Source organism: Mesorhizobium sp. WSM2561 (genome assembly GCF_000513915.1).
GTDB classification, from domain to species: Bacteria; Pseudomonadota; Alphaproteobacteria; order Rhizobiales; family Rhizobiaceae; genus Mesorhizobium; species Mesorhizobium muleiense.
On the sequence record NZ_AZUX01000022.1, the window covers coordinates 37,772 to 59,941 of the forward strand.

Sequence of the window (22,170 nt, forward strand, 5' to 3'; positions counted from 1 at the left end):
TTGGTGAAGCCAGCCCAAGGCGGCAAGGGGCCGGATCATCGCCTCCATAAGTGGCACGAGGCGGAACCTGGCTTGCCGGGACGGGTTATTGTCCGGACGCATCGAGGGTTAGAAATGCCTTCAACTGTTATCCAAAGCATCAATTACGATCCGGCGACGAGGACCCTCTCCGTATGGTTTGTCCCAAGCGGAAATCGCTACGATTTCGACGACGTGCCGCCCCAGACCTACGCTGCATTCCGCAAGGCCTCGGCAAAAGGCCGGTTTTTCAACACGTTCATTCGAGACCGGTACAGCTACCATCTGGTCCCTCTGCACAGCGATTTTGACAGGTCCGGGCCGATCGGCAGAGAACCTCGATAATTCCCGTCATTGCGCCGGCGGCGTTCCGGGTTGATCGCCGCCCGTGGTCGTCTTCGGGGTCGGGTCCTTGTCGACTTCGGGATTTTGATCGACGGTGTTGGTGTTGCTCTGGGTCGGCTCAGTGCTGCTGGTGCTGCCCTGTGTCGGCTCGGCCTCGTTGCTGCAACCCGCCAGAGCCAGAGTCGCCACCAGCGCCGACAAAAACGACAGTCTCCTCATGGATAATCCCGTCATGGCCAACCGCTCCCTTGCTGCTCGACAACGACGGGTGGTGAATTTGGTTGCAGCGGAATGGCTTGTCTGCTGGCCCAGGACCCTTCTGATCATCGCCGAGCAGGCGCCAAAGGAACAAATCTCGGCGCCGCCACGTTGCATTTCCTGTGCAATGCTTGTGACAGTGAGGTCGTCTTGGCGCCGAGAGCAAATTGGAAGGGTTTTCTGAAAATCGGAGAACTCAGCTCCCCGGTGGCGCTCTACACGGCTGCCTCAACCTCAGAGCGGATCGCTTTCCACACGATAAACCGCGCCACCGGCCATAGGGTGCATCGCGCCTTCGTAGACAGCGATAGCGGCAAGCCGGTCGAGAAGGACGACCAGGTCAAGGGCTTTGAGATCGGCTCGGGTGAGTACGTCGTGCTCGAACCCGATGAGGTCGCAGCCGCTGTCCCCGAGAGCGACAAGACGCTGTCGGTCTCGGTCTTCATCGGCTGTGCCGATGTCGACGATGTGTATTTCGACAAGCCTTATTACCTGGCCCCGTCTGACAAACACGCGGAGGAAGCGTTTGGGCTGATCCGCGAAGGCATGCGCAGGAAGAAGGTCGCCGCCATCGCCCAGACCGTCCTGTTTCGGCGCGTCCGGACCCTGCTCGTCCGCGCCTATGACGAAGGCCTGGTCGCAACGACGCTGAATTTCGACTACGAGGTGCGCTCGGCGGAGGAGGCTTTCGACAGCATCCCCGACTTGAAGATCGAGGGCGAGATGCTCGAACTGGCCGAGCACATTATCAAGACCAAGAAAGGCAAATTCGATCCGACCAAATTCGACGACCGTTATGAGGCGGCGCTCGCCGAGCTTGTGAAGGCAAAGCTCGAAGGCAAGAAGATCGCCGTTCCGAAGCCGGCCAGGCGGGAGAAGGTCGTCGATCTCATGGATGCGCTGCGCCAGAGTGCCGGCGTTGGCACCAAGCAGCCCTCGACAAGAAAGCCCGCGGCAAAGTCAAAGCCAGCGCGCCATGCCAAGGCGAAGCAGACAGCGCCGCGTCGGAAGGCCGGCTGACCGATGGCGCTCGAGACCTACCGCAAGAAGCGCAATTTTTCCGTTACCCCGGAGCCGCAGGGCCGCAGGGCGCCGAGGACCGGCAACAGCTTCGTCATACAGAAGCACGATGCCACCCGGCTCCATTATGATTTTCGTCTCGAAATGGACGGCGTCCTGAAGAGCTGGGCCGTCACAAAAGGGCCGAGCCTGATCCCCGGCGAGAAGCGTCTTGCCGTCCACGTCGAGGACCATCCTCTGGAATATGGCAACTTCGAAGGCACAATCCCGAAGGGCGAGTATGGCGGCGGCACCGTCCTCCTTTGGGACAGAGGCACCTGGACGCCGATCGGCGACGCGCATCGCGGCTATGCGAAAGGCCATCTCGATTTCGAACTTCACGGCGAGAAGCTTGGCGGCCGCTGGCATCTTGTGCGGATGGCCGGAAAGCCCCGGGAGAAGCGCGAGAACTGGCTGCTGATCAAAGGCGACGACGACGCCGCGCGCACCGAACGTGATCCCGACATTCTGGACGAGCGGCCGGAATCCGTCGCGACCGGCCGCAAGATCGACGACGTCGCCGGCGAAGAGCCCGGCTGGTCGTCCAAGACAGGCCGCATTCGCAGGCGCCGCGGCGGCAGCACCAGGCCAGCTCCAGCGGAAGAGGCCCCCGCCACTGTCAGCGTTCCCGAACCGTCAAAGATAAAGGGCGCCAAGAAGGCGGCGCTTCCCGATTTCGTCGAGCCGACGCTGGCGACCCTGGTCTCGTCAGCGCCGTCGGGCGAGCGCTGGCTGCACGAGATCAAATTCGACGGCTACCGGCTACAGGCCAGGATCGAAGCCGGCCGCGTCAAACTGTTGACGCGGAGCGGTCTCGACTGGACGAAGAAATTCGGCAAGGCGGTCGTTTCGGCGCTGGCCGATATCCCTGTCGGGACGGCACTGATCGACGGTGAACTCGTGGTCGAGACGTCAGCCGGCGCATCGGATTTTTCCGCGCTGCAAGCCGATCTCAGCGAGGGCCGCAGTGATCGCTTTCACTTCTACGTTTTCGACCTGCTTCATCTCGACGGCTACGATCTGCGCGACGTTGCGTTAATCAAGCGCAAGGAATTGCTGGAAAAAATCATCGGGAGTAACAGCGGCATCATCAGCTACAGCGGCCATTTTGAGGAGGACGGCGTCCTGGTGCTGCGACATGCCTGTCGGCTGAGCCTGGAAGGCATCGTCTCCAAGCTTCGCGATGCGCCCTACCGCGCCGGCCGCAGCAAGAACTGGGTGAAGTCGAAATGTTCGGCGCGGCAGGAATTTGTCGTGGCCGGCTTTATCCCCTCGACAACCTCGCGCAAGGCGATCGGTTCGCTTGTCCTGGGTGTCTATGACCACGGCAAGCTTCATCATGTCGGGCGCGTCGGCACCGGCTACACAGCGGCGGTCGCCGAGAGCCTGTTCAAGAAGCTCGAGCGGATGCGCGTTCCGTCGAGCCCGTTCGACGAGCGTCTGAGCGCCGAGGAGGCTCGGCAAGTCCGCTATGTCAGGCCGGATCTCGTCGCCGAAGTCGAGTTCCGGGCGTGGACCGCCGACGGCAATCTGCGCCACGCCTCGTTCCGCGGATTGCGCGAAGACAAGCCGGCGAAGGAGATCGTGCGCGAGACGCCGAAGACGAGCAAGGCAGCGCCCCAACCTCAGCGCCGGACCGTCAAGCTTACTCATCCCGACCGCCTTTACTGGCCGGACGAGGGCGTGACCAAGGAAGGTCTCGCCGACTATTATGCCGAGGTCTGGCGCTATGCGTCGCCCTACATCGTCGGCCGAGCGCTGGCGCTGGTGCGATGTCCCAACGGGATTTCGGGCGAGCAATTCTTCCAGAAGCATGCCTGGAAGGGGCTGAACCCCAACATCGTGCTGGTCCACGACCCCAAGGATCCGCCCGACGAGCGGCTGATCAGCATCAATGATCTCGACGGGCTCATCGGTCTGGTCCAGTCGGCGGCGCTGGAGATCCACCCCTGGGGCTCGACGGTGAGCGATTGGGAGCGTCCGGATACGATCATCATGGATCTCGACCCCGGCGAGGGCGTGAGCTGGGAGGCAGTGATCGAAGGCGCCGTCGAGACGCGCGACCGGCTGAAGGATGCAGGGCTTGTCCCCTTCATAAAGACCTCCGGCGGCAAGGGTCTGCACGTCGTGGCGCCGTTGAAGCCGAAAGCCGAATGGCCAGAAGTAAAAGCCTTTACCAAGGCGATTGCCGACTCGATGGCCGCCGACAGTCCCAACCGCTACGTCTCGACCATCACCAAATCGAAACGACGCGGGAAAATCCTTGTCGATTATCTGCGCAACCAGCGTGGTGCGACCGCGGTCGCAGCCTATTCGACAAGAGCACGACCGGGTGCAGCGGTGTCGATGCCGCTTGCCTGGGACGAACTCGGCCCCAGCATCGGACCGGCCTATTTTACCGTCGAGAACACGCCAACGCGGCTTGCCTCGCTGTCGTCGGATCCCTGGCAGGATTTCCACGCGGCCGCAGCGCCAATCGAAGACCGCGCAAAGCGGCGCAAGAAAGCGGCTTGAGACGGCACTGCGAAGCGCATGCATCGGAATAGTCAGGCGATTTGCTCGAACGTGCATTGCTCGGGCGCCTTGTCTGGTCGCCAGCGCAGGAACTTGGTGCCGTGCCGGAAACGGTCGCCGGTGACGTGATCGAAGCGCACTTCGACCACCAGTTCGGGCCGCACCGGCTCCCATTCGCCGCTGCGCTCGGTGCTCCAGCGGCTCGGCCCGCCCGGCGCCTTTCCGGTAAAGCCCGGTGGCTCGCGCATGGCTTCGAGCTTGCGGGTAAGCTCGGCCCTGTCCTCCTTGGCAATGGTCGAGGTGAAACCGACGTGGTCGAGCTTGCCGGCCTCGTTGTACAGACCCAGCAGCAATGATCCGACCTGACGACTGCTGCTGAGATAGCGAAAGCCGCCGACCACACAATCGGCCGACCGCAGCCGCTTCACCTTCACCATCGCGCGCACCCCCGGTTGGTACGGACCGTCCAGCCGCTTGGCGACGACGCCGTCTGTCGCCCCATGTCCGGCATCCCCTAGCCAGGAGCGGGCTTCCTTCACATCGCGCGTGCAGTGCGAAAGCACGATGTTCCTGCGGTTTGCCGAAGCGACGAAAGCCTCAAGGATCGCTCGCCGTTTTTTCAGGGTCCGCGCCAACCAGACGGTTCCGTGCTGATCGCAGAGCATGTCGAACAGGACGATGCTAGCCGGGGTTTCGGCGGACAGCTTGCGGATCCTGCTCTCGGCGGGATGAAGCCGCATCTGGAGCGCGTCGAACGAAAACTTGCCGTCGACCGAGATGACGATTTCCCCGTCGACGACAAAACGGCGCGACGGCAGTTCCTTCAATGTCGCGACGAGTTCGGGAAAATAGCGTCCGAGCGGCTTGCCTGACCTTGCGCGCAACTCGACCGCATCATCCTGCCGAAATGCCAGGCAGCGAAAACCATCCCATTTGCGTTCATACTGCCATCCCTCTCCTTCGGGAATCGCATCGGCCGCCTTTGCCTCCATCGGAGGCGTATCGAGCGGCAGGAGGAAATCGCTGGATCGGCGGGTGCTGTCGAAAGCAGGATCGCGGGGTATGACCTTCATTGTGCTGCCTTTGTCCCCCAGCCCAGCCTGCTCCCAGGCGTTTATTTCCGCTTTCCGGGCTCCGAGCCGATGCTCTTGCGCAGCGCATCCATGATGTTGATCACGTTGCTGGCCGGTTGCTCGGCCTTGGCCTTCGCCTTGGCCGGGCCCTTCTTGCCCTTCTTCTTCGAGGCAATGATCTCCAGCAGCCGCGCCTGGACGGGATCTCCGGTCATGGCGGGATCCCACTGCCTGGTTCGCTCATCGATCAGGGTCGAGACCATACCCATCAGTTTCGGGTCGGGTTTGACGTCATCGATCTTGCCGAAATAATCCTCGGGATCGCGAACCTCTTCGCCATAGCGCAGTGTCCACAGCACAATGCCCTTGCCTCGTGGTTCAAGCATAACGGCGCGCTCGCGGCGGTACATGACCAGCCGCGATATTCCGACTGTCCCTGTCGACTGCATCGCGTCGCGAATGACCGAGAATGCCTCCTCCCCAACCGGGTCGTCAGGGGTGAGATAGTGCGGTTTGTCGTACCAGATCCAGCCGATGCTGTCGGCATCGACAAACATGTCGATGTCGATGGTGCGCGTGCTCTCGAGCGCAACTGCGTCGATCTCGTCGTCCTCGAGCAGGACGTATTCATCCTCGCCGCGCTGGTACCCCTTCACCTCGTCGTCATCAGGAACGGGCTTGCCGCTGACGGCGTCGACATATTGGCTGACCACCCGATGCCCGCTCTTGCGATTGAGCGTGTGGAACCGGACCTTTTCGCTTTCGGTGGTAGCGGGCGTCATCGCAACCGGACAGGTCACCAGCGAAAGCTTCAGATAGCCTTTCCAGAAAGGACGTGGCGCCATCTAGGACCCCCGGCAGGAGTAAAACAGTCGAACGCGGCAGGGCGATCGATTGTTCCAGCAGCTTTTTTTGCGAACCGGGGGCCAATCGCATGGTTCGGCAATTTTTGCCAAGGGTTGATGAAACAATTTGCCCGCAATCGCCGTTTCCCCAGCAAGCTGAATTTGGGCGAGGAGGAGGCCTGAGCAGCACCACGCCAGGGTTTCGGCCTTGGAGGTGAAGACCATGCGCTTTGACGCCTTGAGGTTCAAAGATCGAACGGATGCGGGGCGCCAGCTTGCCGCCGATTTGGCCAGGTTCGCGGCAACCGATCTACTGGTGCTGGCGCTGCCGCGCGGCGGCGTGCCGGTTGGCTTCGAAGTGGCGAAGGCACTCGGTGCCCGGCTCGACGTGCTGCTTGTGCGCAAGATCGGCGCGCCGGGCCATTCCGAATATGGCATCGGCGCGGTCGTCGACGGGGAAAATCCGCAGCTCGTCCTCAACGAGGAGGCGATGGCTTTGGTCCGGCCGTCAGACGAATACGTCGAAGCAGAGAAGCGGCGGCAACTGCTCGAAATCGAACGTCGCAGAAACCTCTATCTCGGAAGCCGGCCTGCGGCTTCGGTCCTGGGCCGGACCGTCATCGTCGTCGATGACGGCATTGCGACCGGAGGCACGGTCAGAGTGGTGCTCAAGGCGCTAAGAAAGGATCGCGCCGCGCATGTCGTCCTGGCCGTCCCGGTCGCACCCCGGGACACGCTGGACCTCATCAAAGCCGATGTGGACGAAGTGGTCTGTCTCGCCACGCCTGAGCCGTTTGTTGCGGTGAGCCGGTATTATGAGGATTTCGAGCAGACCACCGACGCGGAGGTGATCCGGCTGCTGCGTGAGGCGGAGCAGTTTGAGAGCAAATCGTCGACGCGATCTGCCGAAGGAGCACGCCACGGCTAGCAAGGACCGACAACCGATGGAGATCGTCGAGCGCGGCGATATTTCTGCGCGAACTCAAAATGACCAAATCGCGCCATCCGATAGAACCGCTCTTCAGTGGCGAATGGGCCTGAGCCATACGGCCCCTCCCCTTGCGCTCGCAGCCAACCTGAAGCGCGGCCCCGGTCAGGGCCGCGCCACCGCGCGCCAGCGGCGGTTGAGCCGTCAATCGCGCAAACGATTGGCAGCGTGATCCTGGCGCTGCTCAGTCGCGATCTGCCTGGAATCCAGACCGCGTTGCTTCGTGTGCTGGGCCTTGTCGCGGTTGGACAGGACTTTGTTTTCCTCGAGCTTGTCCTTTGGGGTGGTGGTCATGGCGCCTGCACCGGAACCCTTTCCCCGCGCACCCGCTCCGATGTGCTTCTTGCTACCTTTTGCCATGGGCTTGCTCCAATTCTTAGTGGTCGGGACGGTTCTTGTGATGAACGCTCTCCTGATTTTCTCCGCGAAGGATGTTGCGATCGTCAGGGTCAACGAGGTCGGGTGTCTTGGACCTGATTTCCGACCCCTTGCGCAGCGCTTCACGTTCCGCTGCTGATCGCTTCAGGTCGGCCTCTGCGTCGAAATCCTTGCCGGCGCCCTTCGTGTTTTCCCGCTTTTCAATGATGCGCAATTGCTGCTCATGGGTTCTGCGTCCAGCCATTGGTTTCCTCCAAGGTGCCTTGCCGTCGATTTTTTGAGGCCCAGATCGCTGGCGGGACCGTCGACTTCCGGTGATTGCAGTTGGCCACGGTCCTTGCCGCCAATCGTGCGCCACCACGATCTGAGCCTGTCCTTATGGCGATAATGGCAGGGCGGCGGGATCGTTCCGAGATGGCGGCCGAATAAACCGTCTATTCGCTCATCTGCTCCGGGCTGCTCATCCGCATCTGCCATGATCCGTCGGTCTTTCTCCCCGCGGTGTTCCGATGGAACATCAGAGCATCTCCGTCGTTCGGCGACTGATCGCCTAGGTCCACGTCTGACGCCCCGCCGCAGCGAGCGCGTAAAGCTGCAAGAGGATGGACCGCACGATCAAGGACGCCACGGTCAAACGCTTCTACTACGAGAGCCACGATCAGCTCAGGTAACACCTCGCCGACTTCGTTGCCGCCTACAACTTCGCTCGCAGACTCAAGACCCTCAAACGCGATCCAACGGACTCGCGAAAAGGTTACGCCGCCCTGCGCCGAACTGGAACTCGGTCGGGCTTGAGCAGCTCGTATCGATCAAGTGATCAAAAACCCGCACATCTGGCGAAGTCCTAGATGATTCGGCACATTCTTTCGAGCGCACGATGCGATGAAGGGCTGATCGGAACTTTGCTTCCGCATTCTTGGCAGCCGAGGTTGGTTGGAACATGTCGCCCCGAGTCGAACGCATTCACAGCGATGAGCGTCTCCCGGCCGAGGTCGACGTCGTCATCGTCGGCGGCGGCATCCTCGGCTCTACGGCCGCCTATTTCCTGGCGAAGCGTGGCCTCTCTGTGGCTCTGCTCGAGAAGGGCCACGTCGCCTGTGAACAATCGAGCCGAAACTGGGGTTGGTGCCGCCAGCAGAACCGCGATCGGCGCGAACTGCCGCTCTCGGTGATCTCCATGCGACTGTGGGACGAGCTGACGCGCGATATCAATCGGGACCTTGGATTTCGACGCTGCGGTCTCGTCTATGCCACTCACGACGAGGCTGTGCTCGCCGGCTGGGAAAGGTGGCGCCAGGTCGCCAGGGAGTACGAGGTCGACACCCGCATGCTGAGCCGGGCGGAGGTGGCCGAGCGCGTCCCCGAAGCGCGCGACAAATGGGTCGGCGGGACCTATTCGGACCGGGATGGTAAGGCCGAACCTGCGCTCGCCGCGCCGGCTATCGCCGATGGGGCCAGAGCTCTGGGCGCCACCATCCACCAGGAATGCGCCGCGCGGGCGCTCGACTTGGCCAATGGCAAGATTGCGGGCGTGCACACGGAGAAGGGCTACATCAGAACCAGCGCGGTGCTGTGCGCCGCTGGCGCCTGGTCCTCGCGCTTCCTTAGGCCGCTCGGGATCAGTTTCCCCCAAGCGAGCATCCGGCAGACCGCGCTGCGTTCCACCCCGACAATCAACATAGGCGAGGCGGTCTCCACACCCTACTGCACGATCACGCGCCGATTGGACGGCAGCTATACGCTTGCGATCAGCGGGAAGGCGAACCTCGAAATCACGCCCCAGGCTATCCGGTATAGCCGGGAATTCATGCCGCAATTCTTGCGTCGCCTGAAGAACGTCAGGCTCGGCATCGGCCAATCGTTCCTTTCGGGGCCGGATTCAATGCCGGCGCTGCTGACCAGCGACGATCGGATCTTCGAACAGAATCGGGTGCTGGATCCTCCACCCTTAAAATGGCTGGTAAGCCAAGTGGTGGAGAGTGTCCGGAAGACCTTCCCCCAACTCGGCGATATAGAGATCGATAGTGCCTGGGGCGGCTTCGTCGATTGCACGCCGGACGCAGTGCCTGTGGTGTCGCAGGTGGACGGGGTGAAAGGCCTCGTCCTCGCGGCGGGCTGCTCGGGCCACGGCTTCGGTTTGGGCCCGGGGCTTGGCTATCTGGCCGCAGAGCTTGTCGTAAACGACACGCCTTGCGTCGATCCCACACCGTTCCGCCTGTCGCGTCTGGTCGACGGCTCGAAGCTGGACATCGCCGCTATCTGAAGATCAGCCGGAAGTCAGGCCTGACGCGCACCAAGCGAAGTCAAAGTGTCAGCAGACGGGTGAGCGGAATCCCCACGTTCCCTCGCAGTCAAGTCTCCGGGTGCATGAGCGCAACGTGGTAGGAGTTGCACCAGAATCCGCTCGGGAGAGCGCCGCGCTCATCGCGCTCGTCTTTGGCGCAGTTGGAACCGTCGCAGGAGTTCATTCTAGCGTTTTCTGCTTCTGCCGGTAAGGCGAATTGCTCGGCCCATACGCCGCGCCAGCGGCCGGGATGTTTGCCGCAACCTACACACGTGGCAGCGCAAACTTCAACGCCGTGGCTCTGCACTACGGCATCATGCGGGAGACCGGTTTTTACGGCGCTGGGGTGTCATCGACAACGTCTTAACCAACCTGTGGGTGCTCGCCCCCTGCGCGGGGCACGCACGGCTTTATCTCACCCAGCTCTTCCACAGGCGGAGCGGCCCCGCACCTCGTCCACGCCGGGGGCGTCAATCTCGGCGCCGCTTCTTACAAGCGCCCTCGCCCTGCTTCTCCCGGTTGTCCTTGGCCTGGGGCGGTCATTGGCCCGGGACAACACACTGGAGGCACCATGCCCAACACCGCCGAGATCCTTGTCGACACATTTCGACGGCCGTGCGTTACAGGGTTCCGCTCAAGCTTCTGATGATCAAGAACAACATGCTCAACCAGATCGCCTGGGAGCAAATGATGTTCCTTGGCAACCCGCAATTTGCCTGCGAACTCCAGCCGATCGATTTCGCTTTGGCCCCTGAAGCCATGGGTGGCATCGGCTACAGCGTCACCCGGCCTGAGGACGTCGACGGGGTCCTTGATGCCGCTTTTGCCGCGGAAGGTCCGGTGATCATAGAGGCGGTCGTCGACGCGTATGAACCCATGCTGCCGCCGCGCATGCCGGACGAATATCGCAAGAACATACGCACAGCCCTGCGGGAACGCCGGGCCGCAAGGAGATCGAGGCAAACCTCGCTCGCGAGCCGCTGAAGACGATGATGGGCTGAGTTCCCTGGCCGATCAGTCCTTGGTGTAGGCGCCTGGCTGGCGGCCGCTCTTCGGAGCCTTGGCGTCCTTGGAACGTTCGGCCATCGATGGACCGGCGCCGGATGTCTTTTCGGTCGCTGCGCTGGGCGTGGACCGCCTGGGCGGGTCCTGCCCTTCGGATTGATGGGTTTTGTCCTCCACCTCGTCCCTTGACCGGGTCAGGCCCATGCCGCCGGCAGGCTTCTTGTTGCCGGCTGCCTCCTGCGAGAATTGATCCGACGCGTCGGCATCTTTCTTGGCCGGGTACTTGGTCGCGCCATGTTCATAACGGGTCTCGTTTTTGTTCATAGCATTTCTCCGGTTTCACGGATTGTGGCTAAACGCTCCTGTTGCGGTACCGCCGCCAGCGCTCCCGACGGCGGCATATGCGATGCGTGCAGCGCCCGGCCGGCGCGGCTGCCGATATTCGGCACGCTCAGGCGTCCTCAGTCAGGCATCCTGCCATGGCGTGTGCAGGATATCGGCGCCCGGCTGCTCGTCGAAAAGGACCGCGCAGCCGCGCTCCCACGCCACCGGCGACAGTGCGTTGGCCACGACTTCGTCCGGCGAGATGAAATCACCGGTCAGCACCCGCAACTCTTCGACCGCCTTGGCCATCGACACCAATCGCCCTGCGGCGCGGTCGGTGGTGCAGGCGTCGATGACGGAAACGAGATCGATCATTTGGAACTGGCCCATCATAGGCCTCCGCAAACAGCATCCCTTCGCGGCTATGAACGTCGCAACGATCTACAATGTTCCCGGCCTGGTCAAACGGAGGCGAGCTTTCCGAACTTTGCCGACAACGATTCGGCTTCAGCGCAGTGCATGCTGCTAATTTAGGCGGGGTCTATCGCGTCCTTGAGCTTGCTCAGGAATGCCACCAGAGCATCCTCCGGCCGATCGGCCTCGTCGGTCAGCATGTCGATACCCCAGCGTCCGAGAACCGCTTCCTGGACGGCGCTCGGTTGCGGCATGAAGACGAACGATTTCGGACGATTCCTTTCATAACCGGACCGGCGCCAGGTTTCCCAAAGCCGATACAGCAACAGACGGATGTTCATGTCTGACATGCTGTAGCCGATGAACAGGACGGTGCGCCCCAGTGCGTCGGCGCGAAACTTCACGTCCAACGGCGACTCGAACGACAGCCGCTCGAAATAGTCGGACTCCGCCAGGACCAGCGATGCGTCGTCGTCGAAATCGCCGTGATATTTGATGATCTGGGTAACCTCGCCGTTCACCTTGGCGATATCCTTGGCATTGGCCACTTTTACGAACGCGCGGTCGTGGACTTCGAACGCAACCTCAAGGTTTCGATCATAGTTGGTGGTGTAGATGATCGGGAAATCGAGTGACACGATCAGCTTGTGGATCGCCGATCCCTTGACTTTTTCCCGCGAGACGCTCCATTCGCGATCCATCCAGCTGCGCAAGGGGCCGAGACTGCCATGCTTCAGCCGGTAATATTCGGCAAGAGCCTGGTAACTGGACTCAGGCCTGTCGACCACGTCTCGCTCGAGGCCGAGTTCATCCACCATATGCTCGATGAGCTTCTCCCAGGATGGCAGGCCGACGCTCATCGACACCCCCGCCCCAACGAACAAGATCGCTCGTCGCTCTTTCACGGATTGAGCCAGTTGCTCAAGTGCAGACGGCATGGCCAACTCACCAGGCAGTGATCCAACACAACTGCGAACGGCGACCTCTGTTCCGGAGAAGCCGGATCACCGCCAAACCTGTTCAGAAAATCGGGTCTGTTCAGAACTCGGGTGTGTTCGGCAAATGCGGCGCAGACTGGAACCGCTGAGCCAGATCGAAGTTTGGTGTCAGGGAGAGACCATGATGGCCGCCCGACGAGATCAGACCGAAGCGAGAGGCGATATTCAGGCCGGGGCGACAAGGGATAAGACCCCGGGGTTCGACCCTGCCGCGGCACCTGAAGAGACCGACGCCGAAGCGGCCGGTACGCCAAATCCTGTCGCCGAGGCTCGTCCACGGCGACAGCCTGAGTTCACCAATGAAGCAAGCTTCGGCGATGCGATGCGACCGGCAGGAAGCGAGCCTGGTCTTCAGCCGGGCAAGAACTGGCCGGTGCTGGTGATTGCGGCAGTCGTTCTCGTAGCGGCCGCGGCCTTCCTGCTGGCAGCCCTGCTGCGCTAGCGAGATTGGTTTCGAGAGCTTATGGTCCCGAACATGAAACGGGCCCAGGCACCCAAGTAAATCGATTCACCAATTCACAAGCCACTCATGATCATTTTCCCGACTGCCAAAAGGCTCGGGTAATAGCCGCTGTACTTGGGCAGGCTACCGGGCACGTCCAGCATACGACGGTGGTTGAATATATCCATCCGAACCGGCGGCAGCCGGGCCTCGGGCTCGAAATTGCTGACCGGGATGAACATCACCTTGAGCGGCCCGACGCCGGCAACCTCCACAACCGGCTTGCCGCAGGTCCGGCAGACCCCGCGATTGAAGTTCGGCGGCGGACGGTATTTCTTGATGTCCGAAATCGGCATTGATGGCATCTTCGATCGCTTTGCGGCGCCCGATGATCGTGACCCTGAACTTGGCCAGATCAGCGCGTCGCTGCGCCAGCGAAGGCGCAGCATCATGCATGAAGGCAGCACGCTGGCCGGCGAGGAGACTGCCTAGCCGATCTGCATCGGTGATTTTTGCGATTGCGTTCATGGTCCACTCCGATGTAGACAGAAGAAACTTACGCCCCTGATGTAGCCCCTTAAGTAGCCAGTGTCAACAATGTATTCACAAGAAACTTTGAGGTACCATGCAGGACGCACCCAGTCGCCCCTATCACCACGGTGATCTCCGCCGTGCGGTTATCGAGACGGCGTTGGATATGCTTCGGGAGGAGAAGGGCTGGCAGTTCACCCTGCGGGAAGTCGCCCGCCGGGCTGGCGTAAGCCACGCGGCACCCTACAAGCACTTTTCCGATAAGGCCGCGCTGCTTGCGGAGATCGCTATGATTGGGTTCGACCGGCTGCGCGAGTCCCTATCGGCAGCGAAGTCTGAAGCGCCGAAAACTCTGCGCGACGAAATTACTCCGATAGCTCGAGCCTACGTCGCGTTCGGAACGGACAATCCGGCTCTCTACCGCCTGATGTTTAGCGCGGAGGAGGGAAAAGCGGTGGGAATGCATCTCAATGAGCGGGCGCTGGCGGTATTCGACGTTCTCGTCGAAATCCTCCGGCGGGGCCAGGCCGCGGGGAGCATTCGCAAGCGGCCTATAGAAGGTCAGGCGGCAGCCGGCTGGGGGCTCATCCACGGCATGACCATGCTTGCGATCGATGGACTCCTGGTGCCCGAGAAGGTGGGATCGGCCCCCTTGGATGCGGCCTTGAGCACACTGTTGGAGGGGCTGGGAAACCCAGCACTACAACAATAGCTGGTGCCATCCCGCTCGCCCCGCCTACCGTATATCTGTGCCCTTTAATGTTCAGGGCCTTATTCGTAGCCGAGGGCCAGGTCATTGTGAACATCTGTCGCAGCGATCGCAGCCTGGCCGAAGGCGACTGCGATCTGGTTCAGAGCCTTGACCAGGTCGCCGATGGCATACACCCCCTCGACCGAAGTCCGCTGATGCTTGTCGACGATGACATAGCCCTCGTCGCAGCATTTGACGCCCATTGCCAGCGCAAGGTCGGAACGCACCTGGCATCCCATCGCCGGATAGATGACGTCGAAATGGCGCACCTCGCCGTCCTTGAGGATGGCCTGGTAGCCGCTGTCGGTGGGAACAAACTTTTTGAATGCGTCGCAAATAGCAATGTTCTCTTCCGTGGCCACGCGTCGTGTGCTGGCGGAAAAATCTGGAAGATAGCGTGCGATCATTGTGACGTGCTGCGTATACTGCTTGAGGAACAAGGCCTCTCGCAGCACCTGCGCCTCGTGACCGATGACCGCGACCTGACGATCTATGACTTCGTAGCCGTCACAAACCGGGCAAAGGCGTACGCTGCCTTTGGCGATGGCCTCGCGCAGACGCGGAATTGCAGGCACGACATCGACGATACCTGTCGCCAGGAATACCTTTCGGGCGACGATCCGCCCGCCGTTGGTTTCGGCGCCGAACCCGCCTACGGTCGGCTCGACCGATGACGCGTGATCCTGGATCAGTGTCGCTCCGAACTTGGCGGCCTGGGAACGAAGCCGCTGCAGAAGATCGGGGCCGCTGATCCCTTCCGGAAATCCCGGACAGTTGCGGCTTTCCGCAATCAGCCTCGCGCGCGGTTCACCCGCGTCGACCACGACGACCCGATGACGGAACCTGGCGAGATAGATAGCCGCCGCCAGCCCCGCAGGTCCACCGCCAACGATGAGAACATCCGCTTCAGTCGCGGACGAGGCTGAATGTCGGCGTTTGCGCGCGGGTTGATCCATCCGCGCCGAACGCATTCATGGGAAAGATGTTCCAGCGCCGAAATCAAGCCACCGCATCCAAAGCGCGTCGCAATTTGAACGGATTCATGTGACGCGCTATAAGTTGTTGTTTATGCATGTCGTTGTCGCAAAACCGCTGCGCACCCTCGGTTCAAGCCCGAGGGCGTGCTTTCGCGACATGCATTATCGCGGCAAGGCGTCACCACTCGATCGTCGGCCGCGCGATCATCAGCCAGAAAATCCCGAGGACGGCAGCAAAGGCGGGAAAGCCGAAGGCGAACCACAGCCGGAAGAGCCTGGTATACCGGGCCGGCAGCGGGGTCCCCGTTTTGGCGGCTGCAGACGCCAGATTGCGCATTTCCATCTGCATCCATACCACCGGCAGCCAGAACACACCGGTGATGATATAGAGCGCGATGGACAGCACGATCCAGCCTTCGGAGAGCGAGTAGCCCGCCAGCCAGGCGAGCGCGACGCCGGTTATCGGCTGCGCCACGACGGCAGTTGCCGTGAAGAGAAAGTCGGCGACCACGACGATGCGCGCCACTGCCGCAATTGTTGCCGCATTGCCGGTCCTGTGGGCGAGAAGCATGAAGAACGCGATGCCGGCGCCGGTGCCAAGCAGCACGCTGGCACCGATGACATGCAGGAACTTCAGCACGAAATAAAGCATCAGCGCTCCTCCAGGATCGCCAAGGCAACAAAGTGAAGGACGATGATCGGCAAGACCTTCAGGAATGGCCCAAGTGGTTCGTTCCACAGGTCCGGGCGCAGGAAAGTGCCCACGACCAGATAGAACAGCGACAGCGCGATGCCGGCGTAGAGGCCTTTTCGCGCCGTTGGCCGCCAGGCTATGAGTGCGCCGACGACGATGTCGGCAAGAGCGCCGGCGATCACGGCAGGCGCCGACAACATGCCAGCCCCCGTGCTTTGCATGAGGCCGATGCCGTTGCCGTAGCCCGTGGTCAGCGAAACAATCCCTGTCATGATCCAGAAGAACGGCAGCACGACGAAAATTGTAGGCTTTGTGAAATAAAGCCAGGCAAACCATTTCTCCTGCACCGTCGCAGGATTGAGCGCGAGGAACTGCGCCAGGCTTTGTGGCCGCATGCCGGTCAGGGAAATCCAGTCCGACGGATCTCCGAGCGCCCCCCGCGCGATCTCCCTGGCGGCATTGGTGCGCATCGGAGGCCGCCAGCCGAGCATCGCGGCAAAATCGCCGAGGCGGTAGAGAATCCGCGCACCCCATCCCGGCAAGACCAGCCTGGCTGCAGGAGCCCAGCCGAGCCAGCGGCGGAAAGTACCGATGATCTCATCCATGGTCAGCTGTTCGGGACCGGCAAGTTCCAGCGCCAGACGAGACGGACTGCCGGGATTGAGAAAGAAGAGCACAGTCGAGACCACATCATCGAGCTGCACGACCTGCAGCCGGCCGGTATCTGGCATTGACGGCAGGATCGGCAGCGAGGCCAGGCCGCGAAACAATGCACTGGCTCCAAACACAGGCCGGCCGAGCACCACGGAAGGGCGAAGGATTATCCAGTCCAGGTCAAGCGCCATCAGCGCCTGATCGCCGGCATATTTCGTCGCCGAGAACGACGAAGGCTGTGCCCGATCCACACCCATTGCCGAGAAGTGGATCACCTTGGCAACGCCGGCCCGCGCGCAGGCGAGAAAAAGAGCAGCCGCCGCATCGCGATGGACTTGCCCGGTCTTTTCGCGCGGGCTGTCCTGCAGAACGCCGGCACAGTTCACCACGGCATCGACGCCAGTCAGGTGCGGCAGCCAATCCTCAGGGCGAAGTGCTGCGGCCATATCCAGCACCAATGTCTGGTAATCGCGGGCTGCATTTGCCCGAGGACTACGGGTGATGCCGACCACCTCATGTCCTTCGGAAACAAGGCGGGCGCAGATCGAAGCGCCGATCAAGCCGCTGGCTCCAACAACGAGAATTCTCATCGGCCCCCGATCTCCGGTAGCCACGAGATCGTCGCCGTTCTATTCGACGCGTATTTCCTCCACATCGTCGATGTTTTCCGGCGCTGCGAAAGCACATGTCTCTCGGCCAGCTGCTCCAGGTTTGACGATGACCATAGGCGTTCAATCCTCATTCCTGTACTCATGAATGAGACCAAGGATCTGCGAACGGACCAACTCGCGAGCCTCCGGCTGAACGAACGGCATCAAGAGTTCGACCCGTTCCTCGACGCTCTCGGGAAGATCCGCGGCAGGATCGACGAGGTCGTTGCCGTGCGCGTAGAGATTCTCCGTCAGTTTCTTATCAAGGTCGGAAAAAATACCCATTGATCTGCTCCAAACCAGCTTCTCTGCTTAATTGAAGGCTGACGAAAATGTTCCCAGGATGATGGATCCCAACAGCTGCTTCTCCGGCCGAAGCGCTGGGACTGGTCCAGCTCCACTTGTCCGGGCGGCAAGGAACTCAGGCAGTATCTTAATGTGGGAGAATTAGAGAGACATTTGCGCGAGGTGCGAAAAAGCAACGCCAATACAGCTGATTCGTTACGACGTAGGTACTCTCGCAGATGTGGTATTGGCCGTCCGGGGACTCCTGCACACGGTCCCGTGGGATGGTGAAATTATGCGGCAAGTAAGTGTAACCACCGTCTATCCTGGACCGTACCGACGACCGGGGTACGGCGCGGCAATCAGAACCACCGCAACACTTGAATTTCGTCAGTGGGTCAATCTTGTCCTCGTACCAATCATGCGCGCTAGCGGCAGTTGCGGTGGCGATACACATCGTGAAGACGAGGCTTCGCATGGCGTTCCTAGGTGTTTAGCAGGCGCTGCTCGTTCGAGCGTCTACGTACATTACCGTTCCATTGAAAATACCATTGGCCTTGGATCGACCAAGGCTGCTCCAGCAAGCGACGCTCGCAAATGGAATTGCGGTAGGCGATTTGCTGCAGGTCGGTTTGCAGCCACACATTGAATCCCGTCACACTTGTAACTCTCACCTCCCCGGCTGCCGAGATAGCGTCTTTTATCGAAACCGTGGAAACGGCGAATTTGACCGCAGGACGGGAAATGGTGATGTTTGCAGCAAAAGAGAAAGCCACTTCGTTGCTCGGGCAGGCGGTCGGTTTTGCCCGCTGCCTCGGGCTCGCCGCCGCACCGACCTTTGCACTGATGGCCTGGATTTCTACTGTCGGCTCGCCGGGCATGACCATGTGCTCTGCCGCCTCGCCTTTCATGCCGGTCAACGACATGGCCCTGATGTACCTGCTGATGAGCCTCTTTCACGTATCGCCGTGGCTGAAGCTCTTTTCCGCCCGTTCGCAGCACTGCAACACTTCCGTCGCCCAAACCCAAGGAGACTGACAATGCAACACGCTGTCGTTTCACGCGATAACTGGCTGAGCGCCCGCCGGGACCTCCTGCGAGCGGAGAAGGAACTCACGCATCTTCGCGACAAGGTCGCACGCGAGCGGCTCGCGCTGCCATGGGTGCGTATCGACAAGGAATATTTGTTTGACACGCCGGACGGTCCGCGTGCGCTCGCCGACCTCTTCGACGGCCGCTCGCAACTTCTCGTGCAACATTTCATGTTCGCGCCGGGATGGAAGGAAGGCTGCCCAGGTTGCTCGTTCATGGCTGATCACACCGACGGCATGAACAAGCATCTGGCGCATCACGATGTAACCATGATCGCCGTCTCGCGCGCACCGCTTGCCGATATCGAGCGCTACCGCAGACGTATGGGCTGGCAGTTCCGATGGGTGTCCTCGAACGGCAGTCCGTTCAACTACGATTTCCGGGTCAGTTTCACGCCCGAAGAGGTCGCCACCGGGCACATCGACTACAACTATGGCGAATGGCGGGAAACCGGCGTGGAATGGCCTGGCCTGAGCGCCTTCTCCAAGGATGAGGCTGGCACCGTCTTTCACACCTACTCCACCTTCGGCCGCGGTGTAGAGGTGATGATGGGCACCTACGCCATGCTCGACCTCATGCCAATGGGGCGCAACGAAGCTGAGGGAATGGACTGGGTGCGCCGCCACGACCGCTATGCGTAGGCCCCGCGAGGACGGTGGAATGATGCCGGACGGTAAAACGAAAAATATCCGTCGCACCGACAACCCGTTGCTTCCCTATTCGTAACAGTGTTGGATGCTCAGTTCGCCGCGCCGACCCGCTCGCGCTCCCATGTGCGCCTGGAGAGACCCCGCTCGATGCGGCCGCATTAGCGGCCCACCATTCCTTCGCAGGCCAGCATGGAATTTGCGGACTTGGCGGACGGTCAAGCTGTCGAGTTAAGCCGCGATGGACCGCCTTGGAGGATGCAGAGCCTTGAAGAGAAGGCGGCTGGTCTTGTGTTGGCCTTGCAGCCGTCAGCCTGGCTCCTCACGCGTTTCCGAGATAGCTGCCCTTGGGCCGGCGGGCCGACCAAACACTTCGGCGCTTGCGGCTTCGAGCTCGCTCAGAGACCTGGAGAGGGTCGCGCCCCAGACGACATGGACGGCCAGCATCAGAAGATTTCGGTAGAAGGGGTGCCGCCAGGCTGGCGCGAGGATATGGGCAGCGGGAATCCATCCGAGATAGCTGAGCGCCCACACGCCCAGGCCATAAAGGATGCCGTTGCCACGGCGCGTGGGCAGAAGCGCGAAAATCGAGCCGGTCAGGGCTCCAAAGCCGAAATGGGCAAGCAGCGTGCTGGTTCGCGCGCCCTGCTCGTCACCGGCGGTGGCAACGCGCTCGACGATCTCGCGCGGTGGCAAAGGATAACGGTCCCGGTTGTCGAGCAACGGATGAAGGCGCCGCATGGCGATGGTCATCGCCAGCGTGGCCGCAAATCCCGCCAGAGCTCCTGATACGATCCGCTGCAACACCTCCTCCCACGATGATACTGCCAAACGGCAGTCTGGCGCGATTGTTCCGGACTGCCGCTGCGCGCGAGATCGTGGGCGGCCACTCGCCGCAAGGAAACGCGACGAGACTGGCCGAGGGACAATGCAGGAAAAAGTGATGTTGCCGCCAGCGGGCTACTGCTTAGTCGGCGCCGCGGCGGAGTCGGCGATCGCTTGGCTTGCCAGTTCCGCCTTGATGTCGCGCGCCAGTTGCAGATGCTCGAGCACCGTCGGCAAAGTCTCGGAGGCGAAATGCTGAAGGTCGGCATCCTGTCCCGACCCTATCTCCCATTCAAGCAGCTGCACCGTCTTCTGATGATCGGTGATCTGCCCGCTGATATAGGCAATATCAAACCTCGCCCCGTCGAGCTTTTCAAGCTCGGCCCGTTGCCTCTCGTGCTCCTCGTCGAGCCCTTCCGGCAGCGGGATCTTGTTGGTCTCAGCGAGAGATTTCAGTCTCGCGTTCGCCGCCGAGTGGTCGTCGACCATGCGGCCGGCAAATGCCCTGACGGCGGAGTTGCCGGACTTTTTCGCGAGCTTGCCGAATTCGACCTCGGCTGCGCCGCCGGCGGCGGCCAGTTGCGCGAACAGCCGGTCCTGGTAGTTGGTCTGATGAGGCGCCGGCTGGCCCGGCGCCTCCATCCTGGTATCCGGGGCCATGCCGTTCGCGCCTGACGCGCGGCGGCCGGCAGGCTTGACACGCTACTGTTGCCAAACGCGTACACTTCACAGGTCGCGCGCACTTACACGGCAAGCTGGCGCTTGATAGCCAACTCAGGTGCTGCCCCATCTAAGCGGGAGACTGAAATGGCACAAACCAATCAGAATTTGGAGTATCGGCTTCAAGTGCGATGTCCTGAATATCCCCAGTGCCGATTGCGGTCACACGCCAGACTACTCGTGAGTGAGCTGACCGAGCATGTCGATTTGGATGCGCTGGACTGGCTTGTGCGCAAGTAGGTCGGGCGAGGCTACGTCCGAATCGCGCCGAAGATCGACCCGACTAGTCCTCCTTCTTCAAATCTTCAGCTTCGTCCTTCAGCCGCTGCCAGTCAGCGCCGTGCTTGCGAAGCAATGCCCGCGCTTGTTTGGGCGTCACGCCTGTCACCTCCGCGAGGTGCTCAACTTCTAGTTCTGCACCCTTCTTAACTCGGCTCGCGTCGCTCGTGCTCTTGTCCGCCATCTGTTGCGTCCTCCTTGGCCCAAGGACGTTGGCAACGAATGTTGAACGTTGTGGTTCCGTCCCTGTGGAACTAACTGCCGGCCGTGTAGTTCTACCGCCGAAGGAGATCTCAATGCTTCGATTCTTAATCAGTCTTGGCGCGCTGTACGCGGCATTTCAAATTGGCCGCGAGTTCGGCCGCACCGAGTCGGAGGTCATCCAGATTCCACCCGACGATCGTCGTGCGACGGGAAATGGGACAGAGTTCGGCGAGCGGACCTAAGGGTTCTGGTAGCCCCCTAAAGCTTGCGCTATCTACGCGACATTGGCGCGAGCAAAACCAGTTACTCCTCGTCGCCGAAATCCAACGAGGACGCGGCCTGCTTCGGAACAACGCCGGGGCGATGTGGTTTTGTAGGATGACCTACAACGAAACGACCAACCCCGTCCTAACCGGTATCAGGGGGCGTTGCCCGCGCTGCCAAGGGGGGCATCTGTTCAGCACGTATCTCAAGCTGGCGCGGCGTTGCGAGGTATGCGGATTGAATTTCTCGTTCGCCGATCCGGCTGACGGGCCGGCCTTCTTTTCCATGTCAATTGTGGCATTCCCGGCGCTGGCTTTCGCACTATGGTTTCAGCTCACGTATGAGCCGTCCTATTGGATGCATGCGCTCACAACCTTGCCCCTCACCATTGGCGCGTGTGTTGCATTGCTAAGACCGCTCAAAGGCTGGCTAGTTTGCTCGCAGTACTTCCACAAGGCTGAGGAAGGCGCCATCGACCGAGAATGGCATGCAGCCGAAGCTGAGCGCCAACGGCAGCAGCCGCCGAACACGTGAAGTGTATTGGCCAGGGGTAGAGCCGCAGCACCTTTTGGCCCACCAATGCTCTCAACCCAGTTCCGATTCGTCGCTGATACACAGCGCAGAATCATGTCGGATACGGCCATGCCGCGGA

The 22,170-nt window shown here is 61.3% G+C and carries 27 protein-coding genes and 1 pseudogene; 12 read left to right on the plus strand and 16 right to left on the minus strand.

Annotated elements, in window-relative coordinates:
• Window positions 1-114 precede the first annotated feature (114 nt).
• The gene (locus tag M727_RS36830) at window positions 115-363 is read left to right on the plus strand and encodes a KTSC domain-containing protein (RefSeq protein ID WP_051505654.1); all 249 of its coding nucleotides are present in this window, start codon (window positions 115-117) and stop codon (window positions 361-363) included.
• Between the two features lie 6 nt (window positions 364-369).
• Here M727_RS36830 and M727_RS0119510 read toward each other — a convergent pair whose 3' ends face one another.
• Window positions 370-597 carry a lipoprotein gene (locus M727_RS0119510; protein ID WP_245268702.1) on the minus strand — a complete coding sequence of 76 codons (228 nt, stop codon included), beginning with the start codon at window positions 595-597 and terminating at the stop codon, window positions 370-372.
• 174 nt (window positions 598-771) lie between these two features.
• On the opposite strand from M727_RS0119510, the gene M727_RS0119515 reads away from it, so the two are divergent.
• Both M727_RS0119515 and ligD read left to right on the plus strand, forming a co-directional pair.
• Window positions 772-1,641: a Ku protein gene (locus M727_RS0119515; protein WP_027154079.1), complete on the plus strand. Its 870-nt coding sequence runs from the start codon at window positions 772-774 to the stop codon at window positions 1,639-1,641.
• A 3-nt stretch (window positions 1,642-1,644) separates the two neighbouring features.
• The gene (gene ligD, locus M727_RS0119520; protein WP_027154080.1) at window positions 1,645-4,194 is read left to right on the plus strand and encodes a DNA ligase D; all 2,550 of its coding nucleotides are present in this window, start codon (window positions 1,645-1,647) and stop codon (window positions 4,192-4,194) included.
• 32 nt (window positions 4,195-4,226) lie between these two features.
• Here ligD and M727_RS0119525 read toward each other — a convergent pair whose 3' ends face one another.
• The gene (locus M727_RS0119525) at window positions 4,227-5,267 is read right to left on the minus strand and encodes an ATP-dependent DNA ligase (protein ID WP_084646801.1); all 1,041 of its coding nucleotides are present in this window, start codon (window positions 5,265-5,267) and stop codon (window positions 4,227-4,229) included.
• Window positions 5,268-5,308: 41 nt separating this feature from the next.
• Window positions 5,309-6,112 (minus strand): Ku protein, encoded by an 804-nt coding sequence (locus tag M727_RS0119530; protein WP_027154082.1) that lies wholly within the window; start codon window positions 6,110-6,112, stop codon window positions 5,309-5,311.
• A 223-nt stretch (window positions 6,113-6,335) separates the two neighbouring features.
• Here M727_RS0119530 and M727_RS36835 point away from each other — a divergent pair, with 223 nt between their 5' ends.
• Window positions 6,336-7,040: a phosphoribosyltransferase gene (locus M727_RS36835; RefSeq protein WP_036262767.1), complete on the plus strand. Its 705-nt coding sequence runs from the start codon at window positions 6,336-6,338 to the stop codon at window positions 7,038-7,040.
• Window positions 7,041-7,244: 204 nt separating this feature from the next.
• Here M727_RS36835 and M727_RS0119540 read toward each other — a convergent pair whose 3' ends face one another.
• Together M727_RS0119540 and M727_RS0119545 are read right to left on the minus strand one after the other, a co-directional pair.
• Entirely contained in the window at window positions 7,245-7,460 is a 216-nt protein-coding gene (locus tag M727_RS0119540) for a hypothetical protein (RefSeq protein ID WP_027154083.1), read from the minus strand.
• Window positions 7,461-7,476: 16 nt separating this feature from the next.
• On the minus strand, window positions 7,477-7,722 hold the full coding sequence (locus M727_RS0119545; RefSeq protein WP_027154084.1) for a hypothetical protein: 246 nt from the start codon (window positions 7,720-7,722) through the stop codon (window positions 7,477-7,479).
• 696 nt (window positions 7,723-8,418) lie between these two features.
• Between M727_RS0119545 and M727_RS0119550 the strand changes: the two genes are divergently transcribed.
• Both M727_RS0119550 and M727_RS43100 read left to right on the plus strand, forming a co-directional pair.
• Complete coding sequence (locus tag M727_RS0119550; protein ID WP_027154085.1) at window positions 8,419-9,741, plus strand: FAD-binding oxidoreductase; 1,323 nt, start codon at window positions 8,419-8,421, stop codon at window positions 9,739-9,741.
• A gap of 627 nt (window positions 9,742-10,368) precedes the next feature.
• A pseudogene (locus M727_RS43100) lies at window positions 10,369-10,763 on the plus strand (thiamine pyrophosphate-dependent enzyme); the annotation flags it as partial.
• 13 nt (window positions 10,764-10,776) lie between these two features.
• Here the strand turns inward: M727_RS43100 and M727_RS0119560 are convergent.
• The 3 genes from M727_RS0119560 to M727_RS0119570 form a co-directional block, all read right to left on the minus strand.
• A complete protein-coding gene (locus M727_RS0119560; protein WP_027154087.1) occupies window positions 10,777-11,091 on the minus strand; it encodes a hypothetical protein in 315 nt (104 codons plus the stop codon).
• Between the two features lie 141 nt (window positions 11,092-11,232).
• Window positions 11,233-11,481, minus strand: coding sequence for a hypothetical protein (locus tag M727_RS0119565; protein WP_027154088.1), 249 nt, complete (start codon window positions 11,479-11,481; stop codon window positions 11,233-11,235).
• A gap of 140 nt (window positions 11,482-11,621) precedes the next feature.
• The gene (locus tag M727_RS0119570; protein ID WP_027154089.1) at window positions 11,622-12,443 is read right to left on the minus strand and encodes an SIR2 family protein; all 822 of its coding nucleotides are present in this window, start codon (window positions 12,441-12,443) and stop codon (window positions 11,622-11,624) included.
• Between the two features lie 184 nt (window positions 12,444-12,627).
• Between M727_RS0119570 and M727_RS0119575 the strand changes: the two genes are divergently transcribed.
• On the plus strand, window positions 12,628-12,945 hold the full coding sequence (locus M727_RS0119575) for a hypothetical protein (protein ID WP_027154090.1): 318 nt from the start codon (window positions 12,628-12,630) through the stop codon (window positions 12,943-12,945).
• A 74-nt stretch (window positions 12,946-13,019) separates the two neighbouring features.
• Here M727_RS0119575 and M727_RS36840 read toward each other — a convergent pair whose 3' ends face one another.
• Window positions 13,020-13,301: a hypothetical protein gene (locus tag M727_RS36840; protein WP_245268703.1), complete on the minus strand. Its 282-nt coding sequence runs from the start codon at window positions 13,299-13,301 to the stop codon at window positions 13,020-13,022.
• Here M727_RS36840 and M727_RS43105 point away from each other — a divergent pair.
• Together M727_RS43105 and M727_RS0119590 are read left to right on the plus strand one after the other, a co-directional pair.
• Window positions 13,285-13,437, plus strand: coding sequence for a hypothetical protein (locus M727_RS43105; protein ID WP_156941561.1), 153 nt, complete (start codon window positions 13,285-13,287; stop codon window positions 13,435-13,437). The genes M727_RS36840 and M727_RS43105 overlap by 17 nt on opposite strands.
• Before the next feature lie 133 nt (window positions 13,438-13,570).
• Window positions 13,571-14,188 carry a TetR/AcrR family transcriptional regulator gene (locus M727_RS0119590; protein WP_027154092.1) on the plus strand — a complete coding sequence of 206 codons (618 nt, stop codon included), beginning with the start codon at window positions 13,571-13,573 and terminating at the stop codon, window positions 14,186-14,188.
• A 59-nt stretch (window positions 14,189-14,247) separates the two neighbouring features.
• On the opposite strand, the gene M727_RS0119595 is transcribed toward M727_RS0119590, so the two are convergent.
• From M727_RS0119595 to M727_RS0119610, 4 genes are all read right to left on the minus strand, one after another.
• The gene (locus tag M727_RS0119595) at window positions 14,248-15,198 is read right to left on the minus strand and encodes an NAD(P)/FAD-dependent oxidoreductase (protein ID WP_245268704.1); all 951 of its coding nucleotides are present in this window, start codon (window positions 15,196-15,198) and stop codon (window positions 14,248-14,250) included.
• 184 nt (window positions 15,199-15,382) lie between these two features.
• Window positions 15,383-15,856, minus strand: coding sequence for a DUF2269 family protein (locus tag M727_RS0119600; protein WP_027154094.1), 474 nt, complete (start codon window positions 15,854-15,856; stop codon window positions 15,383-15,385).
• A complete protein-coding gene (locus tag M727_RS0119605; protein ID WP_027154095.1) occupies window positions 15,856-17,142 on the minus strand; it encodes an SDR family oxidoreductase in 1,287 nt (428 codons plus the stop codon). The genes M727_RS0119600 and M727_RS0119605 overlap by 1 nt, the downstream gene beginning before the upstream one ends.
• A 141-nt stretch (window positions 17,143-17,283) precedes the next feature.
• Window positions 17,284-17,487 (minus strand): hypothetical protein, encoded by a 204-nt coding sequence (locus tag M727_RS0119610; protein WP_023801320.1) that lies wholly within the window; start codon window positions 17,485-17,487, stop codon window positions 17,284-17,286.
• 645 nt (window positions 17,488-18,132) lie between these two features.
• On the opposite strand from M727_RS0119610, the gene M727_RS0119615 reads away from it, so the two are divergent.
• Window positions 18,133-18,525, plus strand: a complete 393-nt coding sequence (locus M727_RS0119615) for a hypothetical protein (protein ID WP_348627173.1) — start codon at window positions 18,133-18,135, stop codon at window positions 18,523-18,525.
• Window positions 18,526-18,527: 2 nt separating this feature from the next.
• Window positions 18,528-19,220, plus strand: a complete 693-nt coding sequence (locus M727_RS0119620) for a thioredoxin family protein (protein ID WP_027154097.1) — start codon at window positions 18,528-18,530, stop codon at window positions 19,218-19,220.
• 315 nt (window positions 19,221-19,535) lie between these two features.
• Here the strand turns inward: M727_RS0119620 and M727_RS36845 are convergent, their stop codons facing one another.
• The 3 genes from M727_RS36845 to M727_RS0119635 all read right to left on the minus strand — a co-directional run bounded on the left by M727_RS36845 (window position 19,536) and on the right by M727_RS0119635 (window position 21,234).
• Window positions 19,536-20,030 (minus strand): hypothetical protein, encoded by a 495-nt coding sequence (locus M727_RS36845; protein WP_051505660.1) that lies wholly within the window; start codon window positions 20,028-20,030, stop codon window positions 19,536-19,538.
• Window positions 20,031-20,186: 156 nt separating this feature from the next.
• Window positions 20,187-20,711: a DUF4142 domain-containing protein gene (locus M727_RS36850; RefSeq protein ID WP_084646802.1), complete on the minus strand. Its 525-nt coding sequence runs from the start codon at window positions 20,709-20,711 to the stop codon at window positions 20,187-20,189.
• A gap of 343 nt (window positions 20,712-21,054) precedes the next feature.
• On the minus strand, window positions 21,055-21,234 hold the full coding sequence (locus M727_RS0119635) for a DUF3606 domain-containing protein (protein WP_027154098.1): 180 nt from the start codon (window positions 21,232-21,234) through the stop codon (window positions 21,055-21,057).
• A 398-nt stretch (window positions 21,235-21,632) separates the two neighbouring features.
• Here M727_RS0119635 and M727_RS36855 point away from each other — a divergent pair, with 398 nt between their 5' ends.
• Window positions 21,633-22,052: a DUF983 domain-containing protein gene (locus M727_RS36855; protein ID WP_036262742.1), complete on the plus strand. Its 420-nt coding sequence runs from the start codon at window positions 21,633-21,635 to the stop codon at window positions 22,050-22,052.
• Window positions 22,053-22,170 lie beyond the last annotated feature (118 nt).